The organism is Streptomyces sp. NPDC003456 (assembly GCF_042878735.1).
Classification (GTDB): Bacteria; Actinomycetota; Actinomycetes; order Streptomycetales; family Streptomycetaceae; genus Streptomyces.
Genome location: NZ_JBIAOK010000010.1, coordinates 79,511 through 98,888 on the forward strand (window position 1 = coordinate 79,511; position 19,378 = coordinate 98,888).

21 protein-coding genes are annotated in these 19,378 nt (G+C 70.9%); 6 read left to right on the forward strand and 15 right to left on the reverse strand.

The features are described 5' to 3' along the window. Positions 1–82 precede the first annotated feature (82 nt). The 4 genes from ACFYWG_RS32650 to ACFYWG_RS32665 all read right to left on the reverse strand — a co-directional run bounded on the left by ACFYWG_RS32650 (position 83) and on the right by ACFYWG_RS32665 (position 3,198). Positions 83–607: a GNAT family N-acetyltransferase gene (locus ACFYWG_RS32650; RefSeq protein ID WP_376331465.1), complete on the reverse strand. Its 525-nt coding sequence runs from the start codon at positions 605–607 to the stop codon at positions 83–85. A gap of 166 nt (positions 608–773) precedes the next feature. Then, positions 774–1,937: an aminofutalosine synthase MqnE gene (gene mqnE / locus ACFYWG_RS32655; RefSeq protein WP_376331463.1), complete on the reverse strand. Its 1,164-nt coding sequence runs from the start codon at positions 1,935–1,937 to the stop codon at positions 774–776. Positions 1,938–2,017: 80 nt separating this feature from the next. Beyond that, positions 2,018–2,473, reverse strand: a complete 456-nt coding sequence (locus tag ACFYWG_RS32660) for an Lrp/AsnC family transcriptional regulator (RefSeq protein WP_376331461.1) — start codon at positions 2,471–2,473, stop codon at positions 2,018–2,020. Between the two features lie 62 nt (positions 2,474–2,535). Further along, a complete protein-coding gene (locus ACFYWG_RS32665; RefSeq protein ID WP_376331494.1) occupies positions 2,536–3,198 on the reverse strand; it encodes a UbiX family flavin prenyltransferase in 663 nt (220 codons plus the stop codon). A 116-nt stretch (positions 3,199–3,314) separates the two neighbouring features. On the opposite strand from ACFYWG_RS32665, the gene ACFYWG_RS32670 reads away from it, so the two are divergent. After that, entirely contained in the window at positions 3,315–3,917 is a 603-nt protein-coding gene (locus ACFYWG_RS32670) for a rhomboid family intramembrane serine protease (protein ID WP_383509099.1), read from the forward strand. On the opposite strand, the gene mqnP is transcribed toward ACFYWG_RS32670, so the two are convergent. Continuing rightward, positions 3,907–4,809 carry a menaquinone biosynthesis prenyltransferase MqnP gene (gene mqnP, locus ACFYWG_RS32675; protein WP_376331457.1) on the reverse strand — a complete coding sequence of 301 codons (903 nt, stop codon included), beginning with the start codon at positions 4,807–4,809 and terminating at the stop codon, positions 3,907–3,909. The genes ACFYWG_RS32670 and mqnP overlap by 11 nt on opposite strands. Then, complete coding sequence (locus ACFYWG_RS32680) at positions 4,806–6,257, reverse strand: menaquinone biosynthesis decarboxylase (RefSeq protein WP_376331456.1); 1,452 nt, start codon at positions 6,255–6,257, stop codon at positions 4,806–4,808. Before ACFYWG_RS32680 ends, mqnP begins: the two co-directional genes overlap by 4 nt. 67 nt (positions 6,258–6,324) lie before the next feature. Between ACFYWG_RS32680 and ACFYWG_RS32685 the strand changes: the two genes are divergently transcribed. The 3 genes from ACFYWG_RS32685 (at position 6,325) to ACFYWG_RS32695 (ending at position 7,712) form a co-directional block, all read left to right on the forward strand. Then, positions 6,325–6,645 (forward strand): PLD nuclease N-terminal domain-containing protein, encoded by a 321-nt coding sequence (locus tag ACFYWG_RS32685; RefSeq protein ID WP_376331454.1) that lies wholly within the window; start codon positions 6,325–6,327, stop codon positions 6,643–6,645. Positions 6,646–6,765: 120 nt separating this feature from the next. After that, entirely contained in the window at positions 6,766–7,371 is a 606-nt protein-coding gene (locus ACFYWG_RS32690) for a DUF6232 family protein (RefSeq protein WP_389204421.1), read from the forward strand. Then, positions 7,368–7,712 (forward strand): hypothetical protein, encoded by a 345-nt coding sequence (locus ACFYWG_RS32695; RefSeq protein WP_383509091.1) that lies wholly within the window; start codon positions 7,368–7,370, stop codon positions 7,710–7,712. Before ACFYWG_RS32690 ends, ACFYWG_RS32695 begins: the two co-directional genes overlap by 4 nt. A gap of 1 nt (position 7,713) precedes the next feature. Here the strand turns inward: ACFYWG_RS32695 and ACFYWG_RS32700 are convergent, their stop codons facing one another. Both ACFYWG_RS32700 and ACFYWG_RS32705 read right to left on the reverse strand, forming a co-directional pair. Continuing rightward, a complete protein-coding gene (locus ACFYWG_RS32700; protein ID WP_383509125.1) occupies positions 7,714–7,827 on the reverse strand; it encodes a DUF397 domain-containing protein in 114 nt (37 codons plus the stop codon). After that, positions 7,775–8,689: a Scr1 family TA system antitoxin-like transcriptional regulator gene (locus ACFYWG_RS32705; protein WP_389204422.1), complete on the reverse strand. Its 915-nt coding sequence runs from the start codon at positions 8,687–8,689 to the stop codon at positions 7,775–7,777. Before ACFYWG_RS32705 ends, ACFYWG_RS32700 begins: the two co-directional genes overlap by 53 nt. A 153-nt stretch (positions 8,690–8,842) precedes the next feature. On the opposite strand from ACFYWG_RS32705, the gene ACFYWG_RS32710 reads away from it, so the two are divergent. Both ACFYWG_RS32710 and ACFYWG_RS32715 read left to right on the forward strand, forming a co-directional pair. Next, positions 8,843–9,451: a hypothetical protein gene (locus ACFYWG_RS32710; protein ID WP_389204423.1), complete on the forward strand. Its 609-nt coding sequence runs from the start codon at positions 8,843–8,845 to the stop codon at positions 9,449–9,451. A 219-nt stretch (positions 9,452–9,670) separates the two neighbouring features. Further along, entirely contained in the window at positions 9,671–11,083 is a 1,413-nt protein-coding gene (locus ACFYWG_RS32715; protein WP_383509083.1) for a condensation domain-containing protein, read from the forward strand. Positions 11,084–11,165: 82 nt separating this feature from the next. Here ACFYWG_RS32715 and ccsB read toward each other — a convergent pair whose 3' ends face one another. The 7 genes from ccsB to hemL all read right to left on the reverse strand — a co-directional run bounded on the left by ccsB (position 11,166) and on the right by hemL (position 18,923). After that, on the reverse strand, positions 11,166–12,245 hold the full coding sequence (gene ccsB / locus ACFYWG_RS32720; protein ID WP_383509516.1) for a c-type cytochrome biogenesis protein CcsB: 1,080 nt from the start codon (positions 12,243–12,245) through the stop codon (positions 11,166–11,168). Next, the gene (locus ACFYWG_RS32725; RefSeq protein WP_376331434.1) at positions 12,242–13,978 is read right to left on the reverse strand and encodes a cytochrome c biogenesis protein ResB; all 1,737 of its coding nucleotides are present in this window, start codon (positions 13,976–13,978) and stop codon (positions 12,242–12,244) included. The genes ccsB and ACFYWG_RS32725 overlap by 4 nt, the downstream gene beginning before the upstream one ends. 3 nt (positions 13,979–13,981) lie before the next feature. Continuing rightward, positions 13,982–14,755, reverse strand: coding sequence for a cytochrome c biogenesis CcdA family protein (locus tag ACFYWG_RS32730; RefSeq protein ID WP_383509519.1), 774 nt, complete (start codon positions 14,753–14,755; stop codon positions 13,982–13,984). 1 nt (position 14,756) lies between these two features. Further along, on the reverse strand, positions 14,757–15,386 hold the full coding sequence (locus ACFYWG_RS32735) for a TlpA family protein disulfide reductase (RefSeq protein WP_376331431.1): 630 nt from the start codon (positions 15,384–15,386) through the stop codon (positions 14,757–14,759). A gap of 66 nt (positions 15,387–15,452) precedes the next feature. Further along, positions 15,453–16,748: a hypothetical protein gene (locus ACFYWG_RS32740; protein WP_383509522.1), complete on the reverse strand. Its 1,296-nt coding sequence runs from the start codon at positions 16,746–16,748 to the stop codon at positions 15,453–15,455. 148 nt (positions 16,749–16,896) lie between these two features. Beyond that, on the reverse strand, positions 16,897–17,586 hold the full coding sequence (locus ACFYWG_RS32745; RefSeq protein ID WP_389204450.1) for a histidine phosphatase family protein: 690 nt from the start codon (positions 17,584–17,586) through the stop codon (positions 16,897–16,899). Positions 17,587–17,606: 20 nt separating this feature from the next. Further along, positions 17,607–18,923 (reverse strand): glutamate-1-semialdehyde 2,1-aminomutase, encoded by a 1,317-nt coding sequence (hemL, locus tag ACFYWG_RS32750; RefSeq protein ID WP_376331428.1) that lies wholly within the window; start codon positions 18,921–18,923, stop codon positions 17,607–17,609. Positions 18,924–19,378: the final 455 nt, after the last annotated feature.

A 19,378-nucleotide genomic window follows, 5' to 3' on the forward strand; every position in this document is an offset into this window, starting at 1 on the left:
TCTTCCGGTTCGAACGGCCAGAACGCACCCAAACGGGCACCGTCCAGTGAAGCACGCCCGGCGGCCGGTCCCGGCACGGGGGTCAGCCCAGTGTCAGCAGCATCACGACGTCGTCCCGGTCGTCCCCGGGGGCCACCCGGATCGCCCCGGGGACGCGGCCGACCTCCTTGTAGCCGCAGGAGGCGTAGAAACGCTCCAGGCCGAGGCCGCCCCGGCAGGTCAGGCGGATCGCCTCGATCCCGTCGATCCCCCGGGCCGCGTCGGCGGCGGCGGCGAGCAGGTCGCGGCCGTGGCCGCCGCCCTGGTGGCGCGGGTGCACCATCACCGTGTAGAGCCACAGCCAGTGCGTCATCAGGTGGTGGGTGTTGAGGGTCAGGAACGCGGTGGCCGCGACCCGCCCGTCCGCGTCGTGCCCGACGAGCAGCCTGACCTGCCCCTGCGCCATCGACGCCAGGTGCCCGACCAGCGCCGGCCGGATCTCCTCCCGCGTCACCGGCGGCACGTACCCGACCGCTCCTCCGGCGTTCGAGACGTCGGCCCACAGATCGAGGATGCCGTCCCGCAGCTCGGGGGTGACGGCGGGGTCGAGCGTGAAGGTAAGGGGCATGCGGGATTCTAACTATTACGACAGGGCGCGGGCCGCCACTTCCAAGTCCGACACCAGCCCCCGGTAGGCCCCCTCACGGTCGTCCGACCGCAGCATGCTCTCCGGGTACCCCGCTCAGGGGCGCGGGGAACTGCGCGACCAGCCCCCCACGCACCGGCAGCCGCCCTCACACCCTCATCGGCTGCGGCGACTCGCGAAGCAGGGGGTCGGGCCCCGCGTACTCCCGGATGATCTCGTACCGCGTGTTCCGCTCCACCGGACGGAACCCGGCGTCGCGGATGAGGTCCAGCAGGTCCTCGCGCGTCAGCTTGTTCGGCGTCCCGTAGTTGTCCGCGTCGTGCGTGATCTTGTACTCGACGACCGACCCGTCCATGTCGTCCGCGCCGTGCTGCAGCGCCAGCTGCGCCGTCTGCACACCGTGCATGACCCAGAAGACCTTGACGTGCGGCACGTTGTCGAACAGCAGCCGCGACACCGCGAAGGTCTTCAGTGCCTCCGCCCCCGTCGCCATCTGCGTACGCGCCTGGAGCCGGTTGCGGACCTTGCCGTCCTGCATGTCGACGAAGTCGTGCTGGTAGCGCAGCGGGATGAAGACCTGGAAACCGCCGGTCTCGTCCTGCAGCTCGCGCAGCCGCAGCACGTGGTCCACCCGGTGCCGAGGCTCCTCGATGTGCCCGTACAGCATCGTGCAGGGGGTCTTCAGACCCTTCTCGTGCGCGAGCCGGTGGATGCGGGACCAGTCCTCCCAGTGGGTGCGGTGGTCCACGATGTGCTGCCGGACCTCCCAGTCGAAGATCTCCGCGCCGCCGCCGGTCAGCGACTCCAGACCGGCGTCGATCAGCTCGTCGAGGATCTCCGAGGCGCTCATCCCCGAGATGGTCTCGAAGTGGTGGATCTCCGTCGCCGTGAAGGCCTTCAGGGAGACGTCCGGCAGCGCCGCCTTCAGCTCGCGCAGCGAGCGCGGGTAGTACCGCCACGGCAGGTTCGGGTGCAGCCCGTTGACGATGTGCAGCTCGGTGAGGTTCTCCGACTCCATCGCCTTCGCGAGCTTGACGGCCTCCTCGATGCGCATCGTGTACGCGTCCTTCTCCCCCGGCTTGCGCTGGAAGGAGCAGTACGCGCAGGAGGCCGTGCACACGTTGGTCATGTTGAGGTGACGGTTGACGTTGAAGTGCACGACGTCACCGTTCTTGCGGGTGCGCACCTCGTGCGCGAGGCCGCCGAGCCAGGCCAGGTCGTCCGACTCGTACAGCGCGATGCCGTCCTCACGGGACAGGCGCTCACCGGCCCTGACCTTCTCCTCCAGCTCGCGCTTGAGCCCGAGATCCATGCCCACAACCTTTCTACGACGACGACCCAACCGTACGCCCCGCCCTTCGGCCGCAAGCGCCCCCGTCCGGCCCCGCGGGCCTACACCTCGTCCGGCAGTTCCCCGACCCGGTTCTCCCACTTGGTGGAGAGCACGATCGTCGTGCGGGTCCGGGAGACGCCCTCGATCCCGCTGAGCCGCCGGATCATCTTCTCCAGCCCGTCCACGTCCGCCGCCCGCACCTTGAGCATGTAGGAGTCGTCGCCCGCGATGAACCAGCAGTCCTCGATCTCCGACAGGTCCTTCAGCCGCTGCGCCACGTCCTCGTGGTCGGTGGCGTCGGAGAGCGAGATGCCGATGAGGGCGGTGACGCCGAGGCCGAGCGAGGCGGCGTCGACGGTGGCCCGGTAGCCGGTGATGACCCCGGCCGCCTCCAGCCGGTTGATGCGGTCGGTGACGCTGGGTCCCGACAGCCCGACGAGGCGCCCCAGCTCCGCGTAGGAGGCCCGGCCGTTCTCCCTCAGGGCCTGGATGAGCTGCCTGTCCACCGCGTCCATTGCGATCGAAGCCTTCCGCTGAAGTTGTGGTTGAGTCCGAGGGGTTCGGAGTTCGGTCGTGCTCAGTCGGCGCGCTGCGCCCCGCCGCCGAGCTCACCCTGCCAACGGCGATACAGCCCGTGCGGCACGCCCGCCGCGTCGAGCACGCGACCGGCGACGAAGTCCACCAGGTCCTGGATGTGCGTCGCCCCCGCGTAGAAGGCGGGTGAGGCCGGTACGACGATCGCGCCCGCGTCGTCCAGGGTGACCAGGTGCCGCAGGGTCTGGCCGTTCAGCGGGGTCTCCCGCACGGCCACGATCAGCGTGCGCCCCTCCTTCAGGGTGACGCTCGCCGCCCGCTGCAGCAGGTCCTTCGACAACCCGAGCGCGACCCCCGCCACGCTCGCCGTCGAGGCGGGCACGATGAGCATGCCCTTGGTGGGGTACGACCCCGAGGAGGGGCCGGCGGCCAGGTCGCCGGCGCTCCAGTGCCGTACGGCGTCGATGTCGACGGAGAAGGTGTCCGGCTTGCCGTCGGCGCCCCGGGACAGCCAGGCCTCCAGGTCGCTGCGCCAGTGGGCGTCCCGGAAGGAGATCCCGGTCTCGTCCAGCAGGGTGAGCCGGGAGGCCCGGGAGACCACGAGGTCGACGCTCTCGCCCGCCGCGATCAGGGCCCGGAGCACGGCGGCGGCGTACGGAGTGCCCGAGGCGCCGGACACCCCTACGATCCAAGGCGTACGCGGCATCTCGCCTGGCTTGACTGGGTTCACGACACCGAGCCTATCCGGCGTCGGCAGGTGGGAACCGGCCCAGGGGGGCGGGGCGTTGCACGGAGGGGACGAGCGAGCCACTGGGGGTCGTCATGTCGGATGCCGGAGCAGGGTGGTCCCACGGCGACCGCGCGCTGGCCGCGGGCAAGCTGATGCTGGCCTGGATCGCGCTGTTGTGGCTGCTGGAAGCGGTGGACGCGGTCACGGGCCACTTCTTCGACCGCTTCGGTGTCACGCCCCGCGAGCCGTCGGAGCTGGTCGACGTCGTCCCGTCGGCGTTCGTCCACTTCGGCTTCGCCCATCTGCTGGCGAACACGCTGCCGCTGCTGGTGCTGGGCTTCCTGGCCGCGCTCTCGGGGATCCGCCGCTTCCTGCTGGTCTGCGCGCTGGTCGTCGTCGCCGACGGCCTCGGCGTGTGGCTGATATCCCCGGACGGCACCAACACGGCGGGCGCCTCCGGCCTGATCTTCGGCCTGTTCGGCTTCCTCCTGGTCAGCGGCTTCGTGGAGCGCCGCCCGCTGGGCATCCTCGCCGGTGTCCTGATCGCCGCGGTCTGGGGCGGCTCGATCCTGGCGGGCCTGGCCCCGACGCAGACGGGCGTCAGCTGGCAGGGCCATCTGCTGGGGCTGCTGGCGGGCGTGGCGGCGGCGTTCGTGCTGCGCCGCCGCCCCGCGCCGCCCGCGCTCACACCGTGAGGCCGCGCACCAGCAGGTCGAGCAGCGCGCACACGAACAGGGCGATCCCGATGAAGCCGTTGACGCTGAAGAACGCCCGGTTCAGCCGGGTCAGGTCGTGCGGGCGCACGATCGAGTGCTCGTAGACGAACGCGCCGGCGACGATCAGCAGACCCAGCCAGAAGAAGGCACCGGCACCGGTGGCCAGGCCGTACCAGACGAACAGGGCCGTCGTCACCGCGTGGCAGACCCGGGCGCCCCAGACGGCCGCCGGGATGCCGAAGCGCGCCGGGACGGACCTGACGCCGATCTCCCGGTCGGTCTCCACGTCCTGGCAGGCGTAGATCAGGTCGAAGCCGCCGATCCAGATGCCGACGGCGAGACCGAGGATCACCGCGTCCCAGGACCAGGAACCCGTGATCGCCAGCCAGCCGCCGATCGGCCCCATGGCCTGGGCGAGACCGAGGATGGCCTGCGGGAAGTTCGTGAACCGCTTGCCGTAGGGGTAGACCACCATCGGGACCACCGCGATGGGGGCCAAGGCCAGGCAGAGCGGGTTCAGCAGGGCCGCCGCGCCCAGGAAGACGGCCAGGGCGATCAGCGCGCCCGTCCAGGCGTGCTTGACCGACATCGCGCCGGTCACCAGCTCGCGCTGCGCGGTGCGCGGGTTCCGCGCGTCGATCTCCCGGTCGATGATCCGGTTGACGGCCATCGCGAAGGTCCGCAGCCCCACCATGCAGACGGTGACCAGCAGCAGCCTGCCCCAGTGGATGTTCCGGTCCCACTCGTACATCGCCGTGAGCGCGGCGATGTAGGCGAAGGGCAGCGCGAAGACCGAGTGCTCGATCATCACCAGCCGCAGGAAGGCCTTGGTGCGCCCCGGCTGCGGGAGCGCGGCGGAAGCGGAGGTCACAGCCCGTACTCCTTCCACCGGCGGTCCACCTTCGCCGCCGTCTCCGGGTCCGACTCGACCATGTCGGGCCAGCCGCCGTCGCGCGTGTAGCCCTCCTCGGGCCACTTCTTCGTCGCGTCGATCCCGGCCTTGCCGCCCCAGAACTGCTGGTAGGAGGCGTGGTCCAGGTGGTCGACCGGGCCTTCGACGATGCTCAGGTCACGGGCGTAGTCCGTGTTGCCGAGCGCCCGCCAGGCCACCTCGTGCAGGTCGTGCACGTCGCAGTCGGAGTCGACGACCACGATCAGCTTGGTCAGCGACATCATGTGCGCGCCCCAGACGGCGTGCATCACCTTCTGCGCGTGCTTGGGGTACTTCTTGTCGATCGAGACGATCGCGCAGTTGTGGAAGCCGCCCGCCTCCGGCAGGTGGTAGTCCACGATGTCCGGCACGATGACCTTCAGCAGCGGCAGGAAGAAGCGCTCCGTCGCGCGGCCCAGCGGCCCGTCCTCCGTCGGCGGCCTGCCCACGACGATCGACTGGAGCAGCGGCCGCTTGCGCATCGTGACGCAGTCGATCGTCAGCGCCGGGAAGGGCTCCTGCGGGGTGTAGAAGCCGGTGTGGTCGCCGAAGGGCCCCTCGGGCAGCATCTCGCCCGGCTCCAGCCAGCCCTCGATCACGACCTCCGCCTGGGCGGGCACCTGGAGCGGGACGGTCTTGCAGTCGACCATCTCGATCCGCTTGCCCGCGAGGAACCCGGCGAACATGTACTCGTCGATGTCCCCGGGCAGCGGCGCGGTGGAGGCGTACGTCACGGCGGGCGGGCAGCCGAAGGCGATCGCGACCGGCAGCCGCTCGCCCCGGCGCGCGGCCACCTGGTAGTGGTTGCGGCTGTCCTTGTGGATCTGCCAGTGCATGCCGATGGTGCGCTTGTCGTGCCGCTGGAGCCGGTACAGCCCCAGGTTGCGCACGCCTGTCTCCGGGTCCTTGGTGTGGGTGAGACCCAGGTTGAAGAAGGACCCGCCGTCCTTGGGCCAGGTGAACAGGGCCGGGAGCCGCTCCAGGTCCACGTCGTCCCCGGTCAGGACGACCTCCTGCACGGGGCCGTCCTTCACCTTCTTCGGCGGCACGTGGGTCATCGCGCCGAGCTTGCCGAACGCCTCGCGCACGCCGACGAACCCGTGCGGCAGCTCGGGCTTCAGCAGCCCGCCGATCCGCTCGGAGATCTCCGCGTACGACTTCAGGCCCAGGGCCTTCAGCAGCCGGCGGTCCGTGCCGAACACGTTCATCGCGAGGGGCATGCTCGACCCGCGCACGTTCTCGAAGAGGAGCGCGGGGCCGCCGGACTTCTGCACCCGGTCGACGATCTCCCCGACCTCCAGGTACGGGTCCACCTCGGCCTTGATGCGCTTGAGGTCGCCCTCGCGCTCCAGCGCCCTGAGCAGGGAGCGAAGATCGTCGTAAGCCATGGGGTCCAGTATCCCCGAGCGGCTACGCTGGCCTGGAACCACCCACCGCTTTGCTGAGAGGCCGCGCATGCTCCGGGTACTGATGTTCCTCGTGCCGCTGGCGCTGAGTGTGTACGCGTTCATCGACTGCATCAGCACCAAGGACGACGACATCCGCCACCTGCCCAAGCCGCTGTGGGCGATCCTGGTGCTCCTGTTCCCGCTGGTCGGCTCGATCTCCTGGCTGATCGCCGGCAAGAAGCGCAGCCCCGCCGCCGACGGCTGGTCCGGCGCCCGCGGCGGCCGCTCCCGCCGGTGGGTCGCCCCCGACGACAACCCCGACTTCCTGAAGTCCCTCGACGAGGACCGGAAGAAGGACGACGACCCGAGGCGCCCGGACGAGTCCTGACCCGTCCGCCCCCTCGCCCGGGGCCGTGAAACCACTTGCCCTCGGGACACGCATCGTCGTCAATGGTGTTCAGGCAGTCACGGCTGCCACACCGGACACGCCGGCGCACAGGGGGATCACGTGGAGACACAGCAGCCACCGGGCCAGTACGACGTGCCGCCCCCGCCCTCCACCCCGCCCCGGTCCGCCACCGACGTCGAACTGCGGGTGGCCAAGGGGCTGTTATGGGTGGGCGGCGCGGCCTATCCGCTGCGCAACATCGCCCGGGTGTACACCTTCACGCTCCACCCCAAGCGCAAGGAGGCGGTCGTCCGCTTCCTCGCCCGCACGGGCATCACCCTGGCCGCGGCGGTCGGCCTGTCGATCGTCGCCGGCCTGACCGTCCTCGCCGACGAGTCCACGGCGAGCGGGCTGCTGACCTTCGTGTGGCTCGTGGCGGGCGCGGCGCTCGTCTATTTCTTCGTCGACATGCTGTCGGTGCTCACGGCCCAGTCCCACTACGTGCTGGCGGTGGAGACGGCCGGTCCGTCCACGGCGATGGTCACCAGCCACAACCCCCGGCACCTGGACCAGCTCGTGGGCTACGTGGCCGGCGCCCTGGAGAACCCGGACACCGAGTTCCGGGTGACCGTGGAGCGGCTGACGATCAGCTCGCCCACGAACTACTACTTCGGCGACAACGTCAACATGTACGGCGGCAGCGGGAACGTGGGGATCGCGGCATGAGCGGCAACAACTACTACTACGGCGACAACGTCTCGATGCACGGCGGCAGCGGCAACACGGGCATCGTGAAGAACGGGGCGGGCGCCGAGGCGGACCCCGCCCTGCGGCTGGCCCTGGCCGAACTCCTGGCGGGTGTACGCGAGTTGCGCGAGCAGCTGCCGCAGCCCAGCGTGCAGCTCATCGACGAGTCCCTGCCGGTGCTGGCCGCGGACGCGGCGCCACCGGCCGAGCGTCACCGCGCGCTGCTGGCCGTCGCCGCGATCGCCGCGGCCGTCGGGGCGGTGGGACAGCCGGTCGCGGAGGCCGCGAACCGGATCCTGCAGATGCTGGGCGGGCAGTAGGTCAGCGCACGGAACCGACGAACGCGGACCAGGCGGACCGGCCGACGACCAGGACCGGTCCGTCAGGGTCCTTGCTGTCGCGCACGGGCACGGTTTCGGGGAAACCGGGGGCTATTTCGATGCAGTCCCCGCCGTTGGCGCCGCTGTGGCTGCTCTTGATCCAGGTCGCCGCGCGCAGCTGATGGCTGGTCATGGGCCTCGTACCCTTCCCTCACGTCGCTGATCAGAGCAGCGGACTGAGGTGCTGACAGGGCGTCCGCTCTGAGCACATCATAAGAGCGCATGTGCTGCGCGAAGACGGCCGGATCATCGCTGAAGTGGCCCCGGTCGAGCGATTCCGAGTAGACCCAGCGTTCGCCGCCCGGAAGCTCGATCAACGACAGGGAGGTGTCGGGGCGGTCGATCTCCGGGCGGTCCCACGGGGCGATCTGCACACGGATGTTGGGCAGGCGCCCCACGGCCAGCAGGTACTCGCACTGGTCCCTCATGACTTCCGGTCCCCCGACCATGTGCCGCAGGCAGCTTTCGTCGAGCACGACGAGGTAGAACGGGCCGCCCTCGACGACGAAGCGTTGCTGGCGACTCAGTCGAGCCCGGACCCGTTCCGCTACGTCCTGGGAGTCCGGGAGGCGGCGGCCGAACAGCGCGGTCGCGTATCCGGGTGTCTGCAACAACCCCGGGATCACCTGCGTCTGGTAGGCGCGGACGGCCACCGCCTCCGCGTCCATGCGCGCCCTGCGCTCGAACCAGTCCGGATGCTCCACCTGCGGGTACCAGTCGATCCGGGTCCACAGCCGGAGCAACACCCCGCCCGTGCCGAGCAGTTCGTCGCAGGTCTTGGCGAACGTGTCCTGCGGGACGCGCGTGCCCGCCTCCACCCGCGCCACGTGCGAACGGTCGCACGGGATCTGGCGCGCCAGGCCCTCCTGCGTGAGCAGCGCCGCCTCACGAAAGTGCCGCAGCACCTCGCCGAACACGGCCGCCGTGCTCGCCCCCGACTCCGTCCCGCCGCTGCGTCGACCCACGGCTTCCCCCTCCGTGACAGTGCACCGGTGTCACACCGAAAGCATTGAACCGGACCGTTCCCCTGCGCAACGCTCAATACACCCAGAGTGACGGAGGTGCGCGGAATGGAACCGGGAACGCTCGTCTACGACCCGCAGACGAACAGGGTCGGCGAGTACCAGGACAGCACCGGCCCGTATGTGATGCTGCGCCCGGTCGGCGGCGGCCGGGAGTGGCAAGCGGATCCGGGGAGGATCAGGCCGGCGACGCCGGACGAGCGGCTGAGTGCGGGGGTGCGGGCGGTCAACGACCGGTCCAGGGAGGGGCTGCCGGCCGACCCGGCACGGCCTCCGCTGCCGGTGCGAGGGTGCGCGGTGTGCGAGGAGCTGGACCTGCGCCGGAGCCGGGCGCGGGCCGCGTTCGACGGCAGTGCGGTGACGGACGCCAACGTGCTGCTGCGCCAGCACCAGCGCGAGGAGCACGGCGGGGAGGCGGTGCCCGGCCGGCGGGTCTTCCGGTACGTGCCGTACACGATCGTGCAGGACCCGTCCACCCAGCCCGAGTACGAGGCGCGCTGCGTCTCGGGCGAGGAGGCGGACTGCGGGGCCGGTTCCGGGGTGCGCTCGGCGCCGGCCGAGGTCGAGGAGTGGCAGCGCAGGCACACCCAGGAGACCCGCCACCTGCGTTACCGCCGCTGCTTCGCCGACTACGCGGTGCTGGAGCGAAAGGGCTGACGCCCCGTACGCGCAGGACGCACCCCGGTCCCGGCGCCGCGCACCGGGCCTCTGATCGGAGGAATCGGCCGATACGTCAACGCCGCACCCCGCTCGGGGCCCGCATCGCCGTTCGAGGTGCCATCCGTTCCATTGAAAAGGGGCGACACCCGGTGTGAGCGATGGCTTCTCCGTCATTCCCTTGGTCGGGTCTGTCCCAACTGCGAACGGAGACGCCCCGTGCGAATGAGTGACATCCAGCGTTGCGACGTCCGGCCCGGACGGCTCGTCGAATGGACGCTCAGTCCGGCGACCGTCGCGACGGCCAAGGCCCTGCCGGAGGACTCACGGCCGCCCGCCTACATCCAGGAGTCCCACCTGCGCACCGCGCGGACCGTGCGCGAGGACGGCCTGTTCGTGCCGACCTGGATCGGCGCGGCCTTCGACCTGCCGGGCCGGGCCGACCTGGACGCGCTCGGCGAGGCGCTGCGCGACTGGACGCTGCGGCACGAGACACTGCGCAGCGGCTTCCGCTGGGCGGGCGGCCCCGGGGACTCGCTGCGCCGCTTCACCCTCGACGCCGACGCCGTCGCCCTGCACCGCGAGGACGCCGGGGAGTTCACCGACGCGGCGGAGCTGGCCCAGCACCTGCAGGACCGCTTCGACACCACGGCGGACGCGCTGCGCTGGCCCAACCTGATCTACACGGCCGTCGTCCGGGACGACTCCACCAGCGTCTACATGGCCTTCGACCACAGCAACGTCGACGCGTTCTCCATCTACCGCATCCCCGCCGAGGTGCACGAGCTGTACGCCGGCCACCTCGCCGGGAACGCCCCGCGGCAGCCGGCCGTGAGCAGCTACGTCGACTTCTGCGAGGCCGAGCGGGCGAACGCCGACAGCATCGACGCGGACCACGAGATCGTCGCCCGCTGGCGCGAGTTCATCCACCGCTGCGACGGGCGGCTGCCGAGCTTCCCGGTCGACCTCGGGCTGGAGCCGGGGGGCGGGCTGCCCGCCCAGAAGCTGATGCGCGAGATGCTCGTGGACGCGGAGACGGCCGCCGCGTTCGAGGCGTACTGCCGCCCCTACGGCGGCTCCCTCGTCGGCATCCTCGCGGCGACGGCCCTGATCGTCCACGAGATCGGCGGCGAGCCCGTCTACCGCACGGTGGTGCCCTTCCACACCCGGGCCAAGTCGGCGTACTCGGACTCCGTGGGCTGGTACGTCGGGGGCGCGCCCATCGAGGTGCCCGTCGCCGGGACGCCCGACTTCCCCGACGTGCTGAGGACCGTCCGGGCCGCGCTGCACGCCACCCGGCCGCTGGCCCGCATGCCGCTCGCCCGGGTCCTGCGGCTGCTCGGCGCGGACTTCCGGCCCACGTCCCCGGACATGTACTCCATCGTGTCCTTCGCCGACGCCCGCGACACCCCCGACTCCACGCTCTGGACCGAGCGCAACGCCTACGGCCTGATCCGGGTCTCCTACGGCGACCAGGTCTGCGCCTGGCTCACCCGCCTCCACGAGGGCCTGTGGTTCGCCGCCCGCTACCCCGACACGGACGTGGCCCACAAGAACCTGCGGCTGTACACCGACCGGCTGCGGGACGTCGTCGTCTCCGTCGCGGACCACGCCCCGCGCCCCGGGCGGTGAGGGTCCGCCCGGCACCGCACGTACGGCGAAGGCCGGTTCCCGACCCGAGGGGGTCGGGAACCGGCCTTCGCCGGTGCGGGGCTCAGACGCCCGCGTAGGAGTGCTTGCCGGAGACGAAGATGTTGACGCCGTAGTAGTTGAAGAGCCAGCAGCCGAAGGCGATCAGGGCCAGGTAGGCGGCCTTGCGGCCCTTCCAGCCGGCCGTGGCGCGGGCGTGCAGGTAGCCGGCGTAGGCGACCCAGGTGATGAAGGACCAGGTCTCCTTGGGGTCCCAGCCCCAGTAGCGGCCCCAGGCGTCGCCGGCCCAGATGGCGCCCGCGATGATCGTGAACGTCCACAGCGGGAAGACGGCCGCGTTGACGCGGTAGGAGAACTTGTCGAGGGTGGCCGAGGAGGGCAGCCGCTCCAGGACCGAGGTGGCGAAGGTGCCCGGCCTGCCGCCGCTCGCCAGCTTGGTCTCGTAGGAGTCCTTGAACAGGTACAGGATCGTGCCGACCGCGCCCACGTAGAAGACCGCGCCGCAGAAGATCGCCGTGGAGACGTGGATGTACAGCCAGTACGAGTGCAGCGCCGGGACGAGCTGGTCGCTCGCGGTGTAGAGGACCGTGACGGCCAGGCCCAGGTCCAGCAGGACCGACGTGGTCAGGAACAGGCCGAGCCAGCGCACGTTCTTCTTCAGCGCCAGCAGTCCGAGGTAGACCCCGACCGCGACCGTGGAGAACGTGATGTTGAACTCGTACATGTTGCCCCACGGGGCCCGCTCCACCGAGGCCGCGCGGGTGATGACGCCGCCCAGCTCGATCAGGAACGCCAGCACCGTCAGGGAGATGGCGATGCGGCCGTACAGGTCGCCCTGCTCGTCACCGCCGTGCGCGCCGGGCCCGTCCGGCACGTCCCGCTGTCCGGCGGCGGCCCGCACGGTGACCTTCGGCCGCTCCAGCACGGCGGTGCCGCCGGCCTTCTTGACCGTGACGGCCGGCGCCTTCTTCGCCGCCGGGTCCGCGGTGAGCGCGGCGGCCGTACGCGCGACCTTGCTGCGGCTGCCGAAGAGCCACTCCGCGATGTACGCGAAGAAGGCCAGGGTGTAGACGGCCATCGCGGAGTAGATCAGCACGTTGCTGATCTCCGCGAGGTTTTCGTTGGTGGCGGCGGCGAGAGTCACTGCTTCTCAGCCCCTTCGGCGGGTACGGGGGTGTCGGAGCCCGGCTCCTGGTCGGGGTCGGGGGAATCTGCGGGGTCGGGCGCGCCCGGGGCCCGCTCGTAGAGCTCACCGGCGAGGTCGCCCAGCTCCTGGGGGACCTTGGCGGACTCGCTGCGGCCGAGGCCGGCCATCTCGACGACCGTGACGCCGTCGGCGCCGCGGACCGCGCGCACCCAGACGCGGCGGCGCTGGATGAACAGGGACGCCGCCAGGCCGCCGATCGCGGCGAGAGCGCCGGCGAGGGCCCAGCCGCTGCCGGGCTGCTGCACGACCTGGAAGCCGGCCCACTCCTTGACGTCCTTGCCGACGGTGACCGAACCGGCGCCGTTCGGGAGCTTCATGGTCTCGCCGGGCCGCAGCAGCTTCTTGAACAGCTTGCCCTTGGAGTCCTTGAACTCCTTCATGTTCTTCTTGTCCATCTGGTACACGCTCTGCGGGATGCCCGAGTCGGCCCCCAGGTCGCCGTGGTAGGCGGACAGCGCGAGCACCGGGTAGTCCAGCGCGGGGAACTGCGACAGCATCGTGCCGCTGGCGGACCCGCCGAACGTCGGCACGAAGAACGCGTTGAAGCCGAGCTGTTCCTTCTTGCCCTGCGGGTTGCGGTAGCCGTCGAGGACCTTGACGACACCGGAGGAGGTGACGTTGGCGTCCAGCGGCAGCAGCGGCACGGCGTCGTCGAAGACCACCTTGCCCCGGCCGTCGCGGACCGTGATGACGGGGGCGTAGCCGTGGCTGACGAGGTAGACCTTGGAGTCGCCGATCTCCAGCGGGTGGTTCACCTCGACCGTGGTGTCCCGGTCCTCGCCGTAGGCGCCCGAGCTGTAGGTCAGGTCGGCCTGGTAGACGCGCGGGGTGCCCTTGTTCGGGCCGGTGCGCTCGTAGCTGCCGGTGAACTTCTTCAGGTTGAAGCTGAACGGCACCAGGTCGTCGGAGGTGAAGAGGCTGCCCGACTTGAAGTCGTCGTACTGGGTCAGGGTGTTGGAGAAGCCCTGGCCCTCGACGATCAGCTTGTTGCCCTCCGACTTGTACAGCTGGCCCCAGGCGAAGGCGACCAGCATCACGATCAGGGCGATGTGGAAGACGAGGTTGCCGACCTCGCGCAGGTAGCCCTTCTCGGCGGCGACGGCGTCACCGGCGAGGTGGGCGCGGAAGCGGCGCTTGCGCAGCAGGGCCAGGGCCGCCTCGCGGACCTGCTCGGGTTCGGCCGTGGTGCGCCAGGTGGTGTGCGCGGGCAGCCGGGTCAGGCGCTTCGGCGCGCCCGGTGGACGGCCGCGCAGCTGGCCCACGAACTGCCAGGTGCGGGGCACGATGCAGCCGATGAGGGAGACGAACAGCAGGATGTAGATCGCGGAGAACCACACCGAGCTGTACACGTGGAACATGCCGAGCTTGTCGTACACGTCCGAGAGGGTGGGGTGCGCCTCGCGGAAGTCGGCGACCTTCGTCTCGTCCTGGCCGGTCTGCGGGATCAGCGAGCCGGGGATCGCGCCGAGCGAGAGCAGCAGGAGCAGCAGCAGCGCGACCCGCATCGAGGTGAGCTGCCGCCAGAACCAGCGGGCCCAGCCGATGACGCCCAGGGCGGGCAGGTGCGGCGCCTCCTCCTTGGGGGCGGTGGACAGCTGGGAGCCGGCGGCGCCCAGGTCCTGGTCCTCGGCGGCGGACGGGGCCGGGTCGGAGGCGGTGGTCTTGCTCATCGATCAGATCCCCACAGTGAAGCCGTCGGACCAGACCTGCATCTCCTGCACGATGCGGTCCCACGCGCCGGTCAGCAGCAGCAGACCGGTCACGATCATCATGATGCCGCCGACCCGCATCACCCAGACGTAGTGGCGCTTGATCCACCCGAAGGCACCGAGGGCCTTGCGGAAGGCGACCGCGGCGAGCACGAAGGGCACGCCCAGGCCCAGACAGTACGCGACGGTCAGCACGGCACCGCGACCGGCGCTGCCCTGATCGGAGGAGAGCGCGAGCACCGAGGCGAGGGTGGGCCCGATGCAGGGCGTCCAGCCGATGCCGAAGAGGGCGCCGAGCAGGGGCGCGCCGGCCAGCCCGGCCACCGGCCTGCGGTGGAAGCGGAACTCGCGCTGGGTGAACCAGGGCATCAGGCCCATGAAGAAGACGCCCAGGACGATCATGAGGACGCCGAGGACCTTGGACAGGACGTTCCGGTACTCCTGGAGCTCGGCGCCGAAGTAGCCGAACAGCGCCCCGGACGAGACGAAGACGACCGTGAAGCCGAGCACGAACAGCGAGGCACCCGCGGCCATCCGGCCGCGCCGGGCGTCGGCGAGGTCGGTTCCGGCGACGCCGGTGACGTAGGAGAGGTATCCCGGCACCAGCGGCAGGACGCACGGGGAGAAGAAGGAGACGAGCCCACCGAGCAGCGCGATCGGGAGAGCCACCAGCAGGGCGCCCTGCAGGACGGTGCTGTTGGGGTCGGTGACCGCGGCGAGCGTGGTGACGGCGCTCACGTCACTTCTCCGCGACGACCGGCTCGAGCATCTTCAGCAGCCGTTCCTCGCTGAGCGCCGACAGCGAGCGGGCGGCGACCTTGCCGTCCCGGTCCAGGACGAGCGTGGAGGGGATGGCCTGCGGGTTGAGCGTGCCCTTCTTGAAGCGCAGCAGCAGCTTGCCCGTGGGGTCGTAGAGGCTGGGGTAGGTGATGCCCCAGTCCTTCTCGAAGGCGAGGGCCGCGCCGGTGGAGGTGTCCCGCGTGTTGATGCCGACGAACTGCACGCCCTTGCCGGAGTAGGCCTTGGAGACCTTCGCGAAGTACTTGGCCTCGGCCCGGCAGGGGTTGCACCAGGAGCCCCAGACGTTGAGGACGACGACCTTGCCCTGGTAGTCGGCGACGTCGAGCGTCTTGCCGGCGATGGTCTTGCCGGACAGTTCGGGCGCCTGGGTGCGCTCGCCCCGGGCGACCGTGGCGATGCCGTCGGTGCCGGTGACGAAGTTGGTGTTGCCGCCCCCGCCGGAGGTGCCGCCGGACCCGCATGCGGTCACGAGCAGCGCGGTCGCGGCGAGACCGGCGGTCAGCGCGGCGGCACGGCGGACACGGCGGGTGCGGTTCGAGCGCAGGGGGGCGCGGCTGGCGGCACTCATGTGAAAAGTTTCGCATGTCCGTTCAGTGGCTCTCGCCCACCCCCCTTGCGGGTGGAAAACCGCATTTCAGGCGGCGTTGCGCGAGGCTTTTCCGCTCGGCGCGGACGTCGGCGAGGTGAACTCCCGCCAGCCACCGGCCGGCTGCTGCCCGACGCCGAGCGTGCGGAGCTTGCCGAGCACCTCGGGATGCTGCGCGTCGAGCCAGTCGGTGAGCTGCCGGAAGGAGACGAGACGCACATCCCCGCCCTTCTCCTTCTCCCGGGCCATGTACGCGAACGCTTCCTCGACGGCGTCCATGTAGATCCCGCCGTTCCACTCCTCGAAGTGGTTGCCGATGAACAGCGGCGCCCGATTCGTCTCGTATGCCCGCTTGAATCCTTGGATGTACGCCTGGGCCGACTGCTTCCGCCAGCCCGGGTAGTTGTGCGCCGGGGCCTTGGTGGAGTTGAGGGACTGGTTGGCCAGCATGTTGTAGTCCATCGACAGGACCTCGAACCCGCGGCCGGGGAACGGTATCTGCTGCAGGGGCAGGTCCCATATGCCCTCGCGCTTGCGCGGCCAGACCTGGAGGCCGCCGGGCGAGGAGGCGTCGTAGCGCCAGCCCAGCTCGCGGGCGGTGGGCAGCAGGTTGTCCTGGCCGAGCAGGCAGGGCGTGCGGCCGCCCACCAGCTCCTTGTCGTAGTCGAAGGGCAGCGGCGGCAGGTCGGTCCAGCCGGTGTGGGTGCGCCACCGCGTGACGAAGGACTTCGCCTGGTCGATCTCGCTGCGCCACTGCCGGGGCGTCCAGTGCTTCACCGAGCCGTGGGACTCGCCGCAGAAGTGCCCGTTGAAGTGCGTGCCGATCTCGTGGCCCTCCAGCCAGGCGCGCCGGACGTTCTTCAGGGTGTCCTTGATGTGCGCGTCGGTGAGGTAGCCGATGTCGGAGGCGCCGCGCGGGTTGTTCGGCGGGTCGTACAGGCGCTTCTTCGACTCGGGCAGCAGGTACAGCCCGGACAGGAAGAAGGTCATGCTCGCGCCGTGCTTCTCGGCGAGGTCCAGGAAGCGCGGGAAGAGGCCGTTGCCGACCTCGCCGGCGCCGTCCCAGGAGAACACCACGAACTGCGGCGGGGTCTGACCCGGCTCCAGCGGCCGCGGCTTGCCCGGCTGGTGGGGCTGGGGGCCGGTGAAGGCGGTGGAGCCGTCGCCGATGGGCTTGGCGGCGGGCTTGGGCTTCGCCCGGCCCTGGGCGCGGTCACCGCCCCCGGAACCGCCGGTGCGGCCGTCGTCGTCCGACCCCGTGAGGCCGCCGCAGCCGGCGAGCGAGGCGGCGGCCGCGGCACCCGCGCCGAGTCCGAGCATTCCCCTGCGGGTGAGTGGGCGCATGGCATCCCCGATCGTCACGTTCTCTGGTGGTCACCCACTCAGAGGCCGCGACGATCAGGGAGGTTCCGCCGAGATGCGCAGATTCCGTAACGAAACAGTCTTAAACGATCAGAAAGTGATCGAAAAAGGTCGGACCGTGGTCCGGTGTCTACGCTCCGAAGCCCTTGCTCTGCCCCTTCACCGGCCTGGCGCCGGCGCGCAGGTGCGGCGGGACCAGGTCGCGGGCGGGTTCCGAGTAGCCGACCGAGACGATGCGGTCGCCGCGGTAGGTGAACGTGGTCAGGGAGGCGAGGGTGCACTGGCGCCGGCGCGGGTCGTGCCAGAGCCGCCGCCGCTCGACGTAGGAGCGGACGATCCAGATGGGCAGCTGGTGGCTGACCACGACCGCCTCGTGCCCGCGGGCCTGGTCCTTGGCGGCGCCCAGCGCGCTCATCATGCGCACCACCTGGTCGACGTACGGCTCGCCCCAGGACGGCCGGAACGGGTTGACCAGGTGCTTCCAGTTGTTCGGCTTGCGCAGCGCCCCGTCGCCCACGCCGAACGTCTTGCCCTGGAAGATGTTCTCGGCCTCGATCAGCCGCTCGTCGGTCGCCAGGTCCAGCCCGTGCGCCTTGGCGATCGGCTCGGCCGTCTCCTGCGCCCGCTCCAGCGGCGAGGCGACGACATAGGTCACGTCGCGGCCCGCCAGGTGCTCGGCGACCCGGTCGGCCATGCGCCGGCCCAGGTCGGAGAGGTGGTAGCCGGGCAGCCGTCCGTAGAGGATGCCGTCCGGGTTGGCGACCTCGCCGTGCCGCATGAGGTGCACGACGGTGAGGTCGTCGTTCGTCTCGGTGGTCATTCCGTTGTCCGTCCCCTCGGTCATGCCGTCGCCTCCGCCGCCGCGCGGGCCGCCGCCGGCAGGGCGTCGGCGATGCGCTGCACGGCCCGCTCGTCGTGCGCGGTGGACACGAACCAGGACTCGAAGGAGGACGGCGGGAGGTAGACGCCGCCGGCGAGCAGCGAGTGGAAGAACGCGGTGTAGCGGAAGGACTCCTGGGCCCGGGCGTCGTCGTAGTCGCGCACGGGCCGGTCGGTGAAGAACACCGAGAACATGTTGGAGGCGGTCTGCAGCCGGTGCGCGACACCCTCCTTGGTGAGCGCCTCGGTGACCAGGCCCTGGATCTCCTTCGACACGGCGTCGACCTTCGCGTACGCCGCGTCGTCGAGGAGCCGCAGCTGGGCGAGGCCGGCCGCGGTGGCGACGGGGTTTCCGGAGAGGGTGCCGGCCTGGTAGACGGGCCCGGCCGGGGCGAGGTGGGCCATCACGTCCGCGCGGCCGCCGAAGGCCGCGGCGGGGAAGCCGCCGCCCATGACCTTGCCGAAGGTCATCAGGTCCGGGACGACGCCGTCGACGCCGAACCACCCGGCGCGGCTGGTCCGGAAGCCGGTCATGACCTCGTCGGAGATGTACAGGGCGCCGTTCTCGGCGCAGACGTCCTTCAGGCCCTGGTTGAAGCCGTCGGCGGGCGGGACGACGCCCATGTTGCCGGGGGACGCCTCGGTGATCACGCAGGCGATCTCGCCGGGGTGGGCCCGGAAGGCCTCGCGCACGGCGTCGAGGTCGTTGTACGGCAGCACGATCGTGTCGCCCGCCTGCGCGCCCGTGACGCCCGGCGTGTCGGGCAGCGCGAAGGTGGCGACGCCGCTGCCGGCCGCGGCGAGCAGCGAGTCCACGTGCCCGTGGTAGCACCCGGCGAACTTGATCACCTTGGTGCGCCGGGTGAACCCGCGCGCGAGCCGGATCGCCGACATGGTCGCCTCGGTGCCGCTGGACACCAGCCGCACCTGCTCCAGCGGCGCGATGCGCGCGACCATCTCCTCGGCCAGGGCGACCTCGCCCTCACCGGGCGTGCCGAAGGACGTGCCGCGGGCGACGGCCTCCTGCACGGCGGCGATCACCTCGGGGTGGGAGTGCCCGAGGATCATCGGCCCCCAGGAGCAGACGAGGTCGACGTACTCCCGCCCGTCCGCGTCGGTCAGGTAGGGGCCCGTGCCGGAGACCATGAACCGCGGCGTGCCGCCGACGGCTCGGAAGGCCCGCACCGGGGAGTTCACGCCGCCGGGCGTGACGGCCGCCGCGCGGTCGAACAGAGCCTGCGAGGCCGGTGCTTCATACGGATATGCGAGTTCGCTCATGACCTGCGACTTCTCCGACCTTCTCCGACGTAGTCGGGCTCCGGGTGCCAGTGACCTGTTCAGGGTAGGCCAGGGGGGCCGCGGACCGGGGCGTGGGACAACCCGGTCCCGGGGGCCCCGGCGTCTGCGAGACTGGTCCCTGATACACACAGCTCGAACGCCCCGGCGTGGTCGGAGGCTGCGAAGATCCCGCGGACGGATGTTTTCGGCGCACGTTTCGGCGTGCGGCCGTGGGGGAGGTCACTGACACGATGATCGGGTTGCGCGGCGGGGGCGACGCGTCCTAGAAAAGCAGTCGGGTGGAGATATGCATCGCGGTGGCGGACTGGGCGAGGGGACTGATGACCGGGGTCCTCGACGTGCCCGGCGGGGAAGGCACCGGCGCGAGGCGGAGGACACGCAGGAGACTCGTCGGACGCAGGGCCGTCCCGATGAACCGGAGCGCCTCGACGGAC

What these genes read in the sequence shown, in the direction of transcription:
- ACFYWG_RS32650 (WP_376331465.1), bottom strand. Translation starts at nt 607, where the DNA reads ATGCCCCTTACCTTCACGCTCGACCCCGCCGTCACCCCCGAGCTGCGG.
- mqnE (WP_376331463.1), bottom strand. Translation starts at nt 1,937, where the DNA reads ATGGATCTCGGGCTCAAGCGCGAGCTGGAGGAGAAGGTCAGGGCCGGT.
- ACFYWG_RS32660 (WP_376331461.1), bottom strand. Translation starts at nt 2,473, where the DNA reads ATGGACGCGGTGGACAGGCAGCTCATCCAGGCCCTGAGGGAGAACGGC.
- ACFYWG_RS32665 (WP_376331494.1), bottom strand. Translation starts at nt 3,198, where the DNA reads ATGCCGCGTACGCCTTGGATCGTAGGGGTGTCCGGCGCCTCGGGCACT.
- ACFYWG_RS32670 (WP_383509099.1), top strand. Translation starts at nt 3,315, where the DNA reads ATGTCGGATGCCGGAGCAGGGTGGTCCCACGGCGACCGCGCGCTGGCC.
- ACFYWG_RS32680 (WP_376331456.1), bottom strand. Translation starts at nt 6,257, where the DNA reads ATGGCTTACGACGATCTTCGCTCCCTGCTCAGGGCGCTGGAGCGCGAG.
- ACFYWG_RS32685 (WP_376331454.1), top strand. Translation starts at nt 6,325, where the DNA reads ATGCTCCGGGTACTGATGTTCCTCGTGCCGCTGGCGCTGAGTGTGTAC.
- ACFYWG_RS32695 (WP_383509091.1), top strand. Translation starts at nt 7,368, where the DNA reads ATGAGCGGCAACAACTACTACTACGGCGACAACGTCTCGATGCACGGC.
- ACFYWG_RS32710 (WP_389204423.1), top strand. Translation starts at nt 8,843, where the DNA reads ATGGAACCGGGAACGCTCGTCTACGACCCGCAGACGAACAGGGTCGGC.
- ACFYWG_RS32725 (WP_376331434.1), bottom strand. Translation starts at nt 13,978, where the DNA reads ATGAGCAAGACCACCGCCTCCGACCCGGCCCCGTCCGCCGCCGAGGAC.
- ACFYWG_RS32735 (WP_376331431.1), bottom strand. Translation starts at nt 15,386, where the DNA reads ATGAGTGCCGCCAGCCGCGCCCCCCTGCGCTCGAACCGCACCCGCCGT.
- ACFYWG_RS32740 (WP_383509522.1), bottom strand. Translation starts at nt 16,748, where the DNA reads ATGCGCCCACTCACCCGCAGGGGAATGCTCGGACTCGGCGCGGGTGCC.
- ACFYWG_RS32745 (WP_389204450.1), bottom strand. Translation starts at nt 17,586, where the DNA reads ATGACCACCGAGACGAACGACGACCTCACCGTCGTGCACCTCATGCGG.
- hemL (WP_376331428.1), bottom strand. Translation starts at nt 18,923, where the DNA reads ATGAGCGAACTCGCATATCCGTATGAAGCACCGGCCTCGCAGGCTCTG.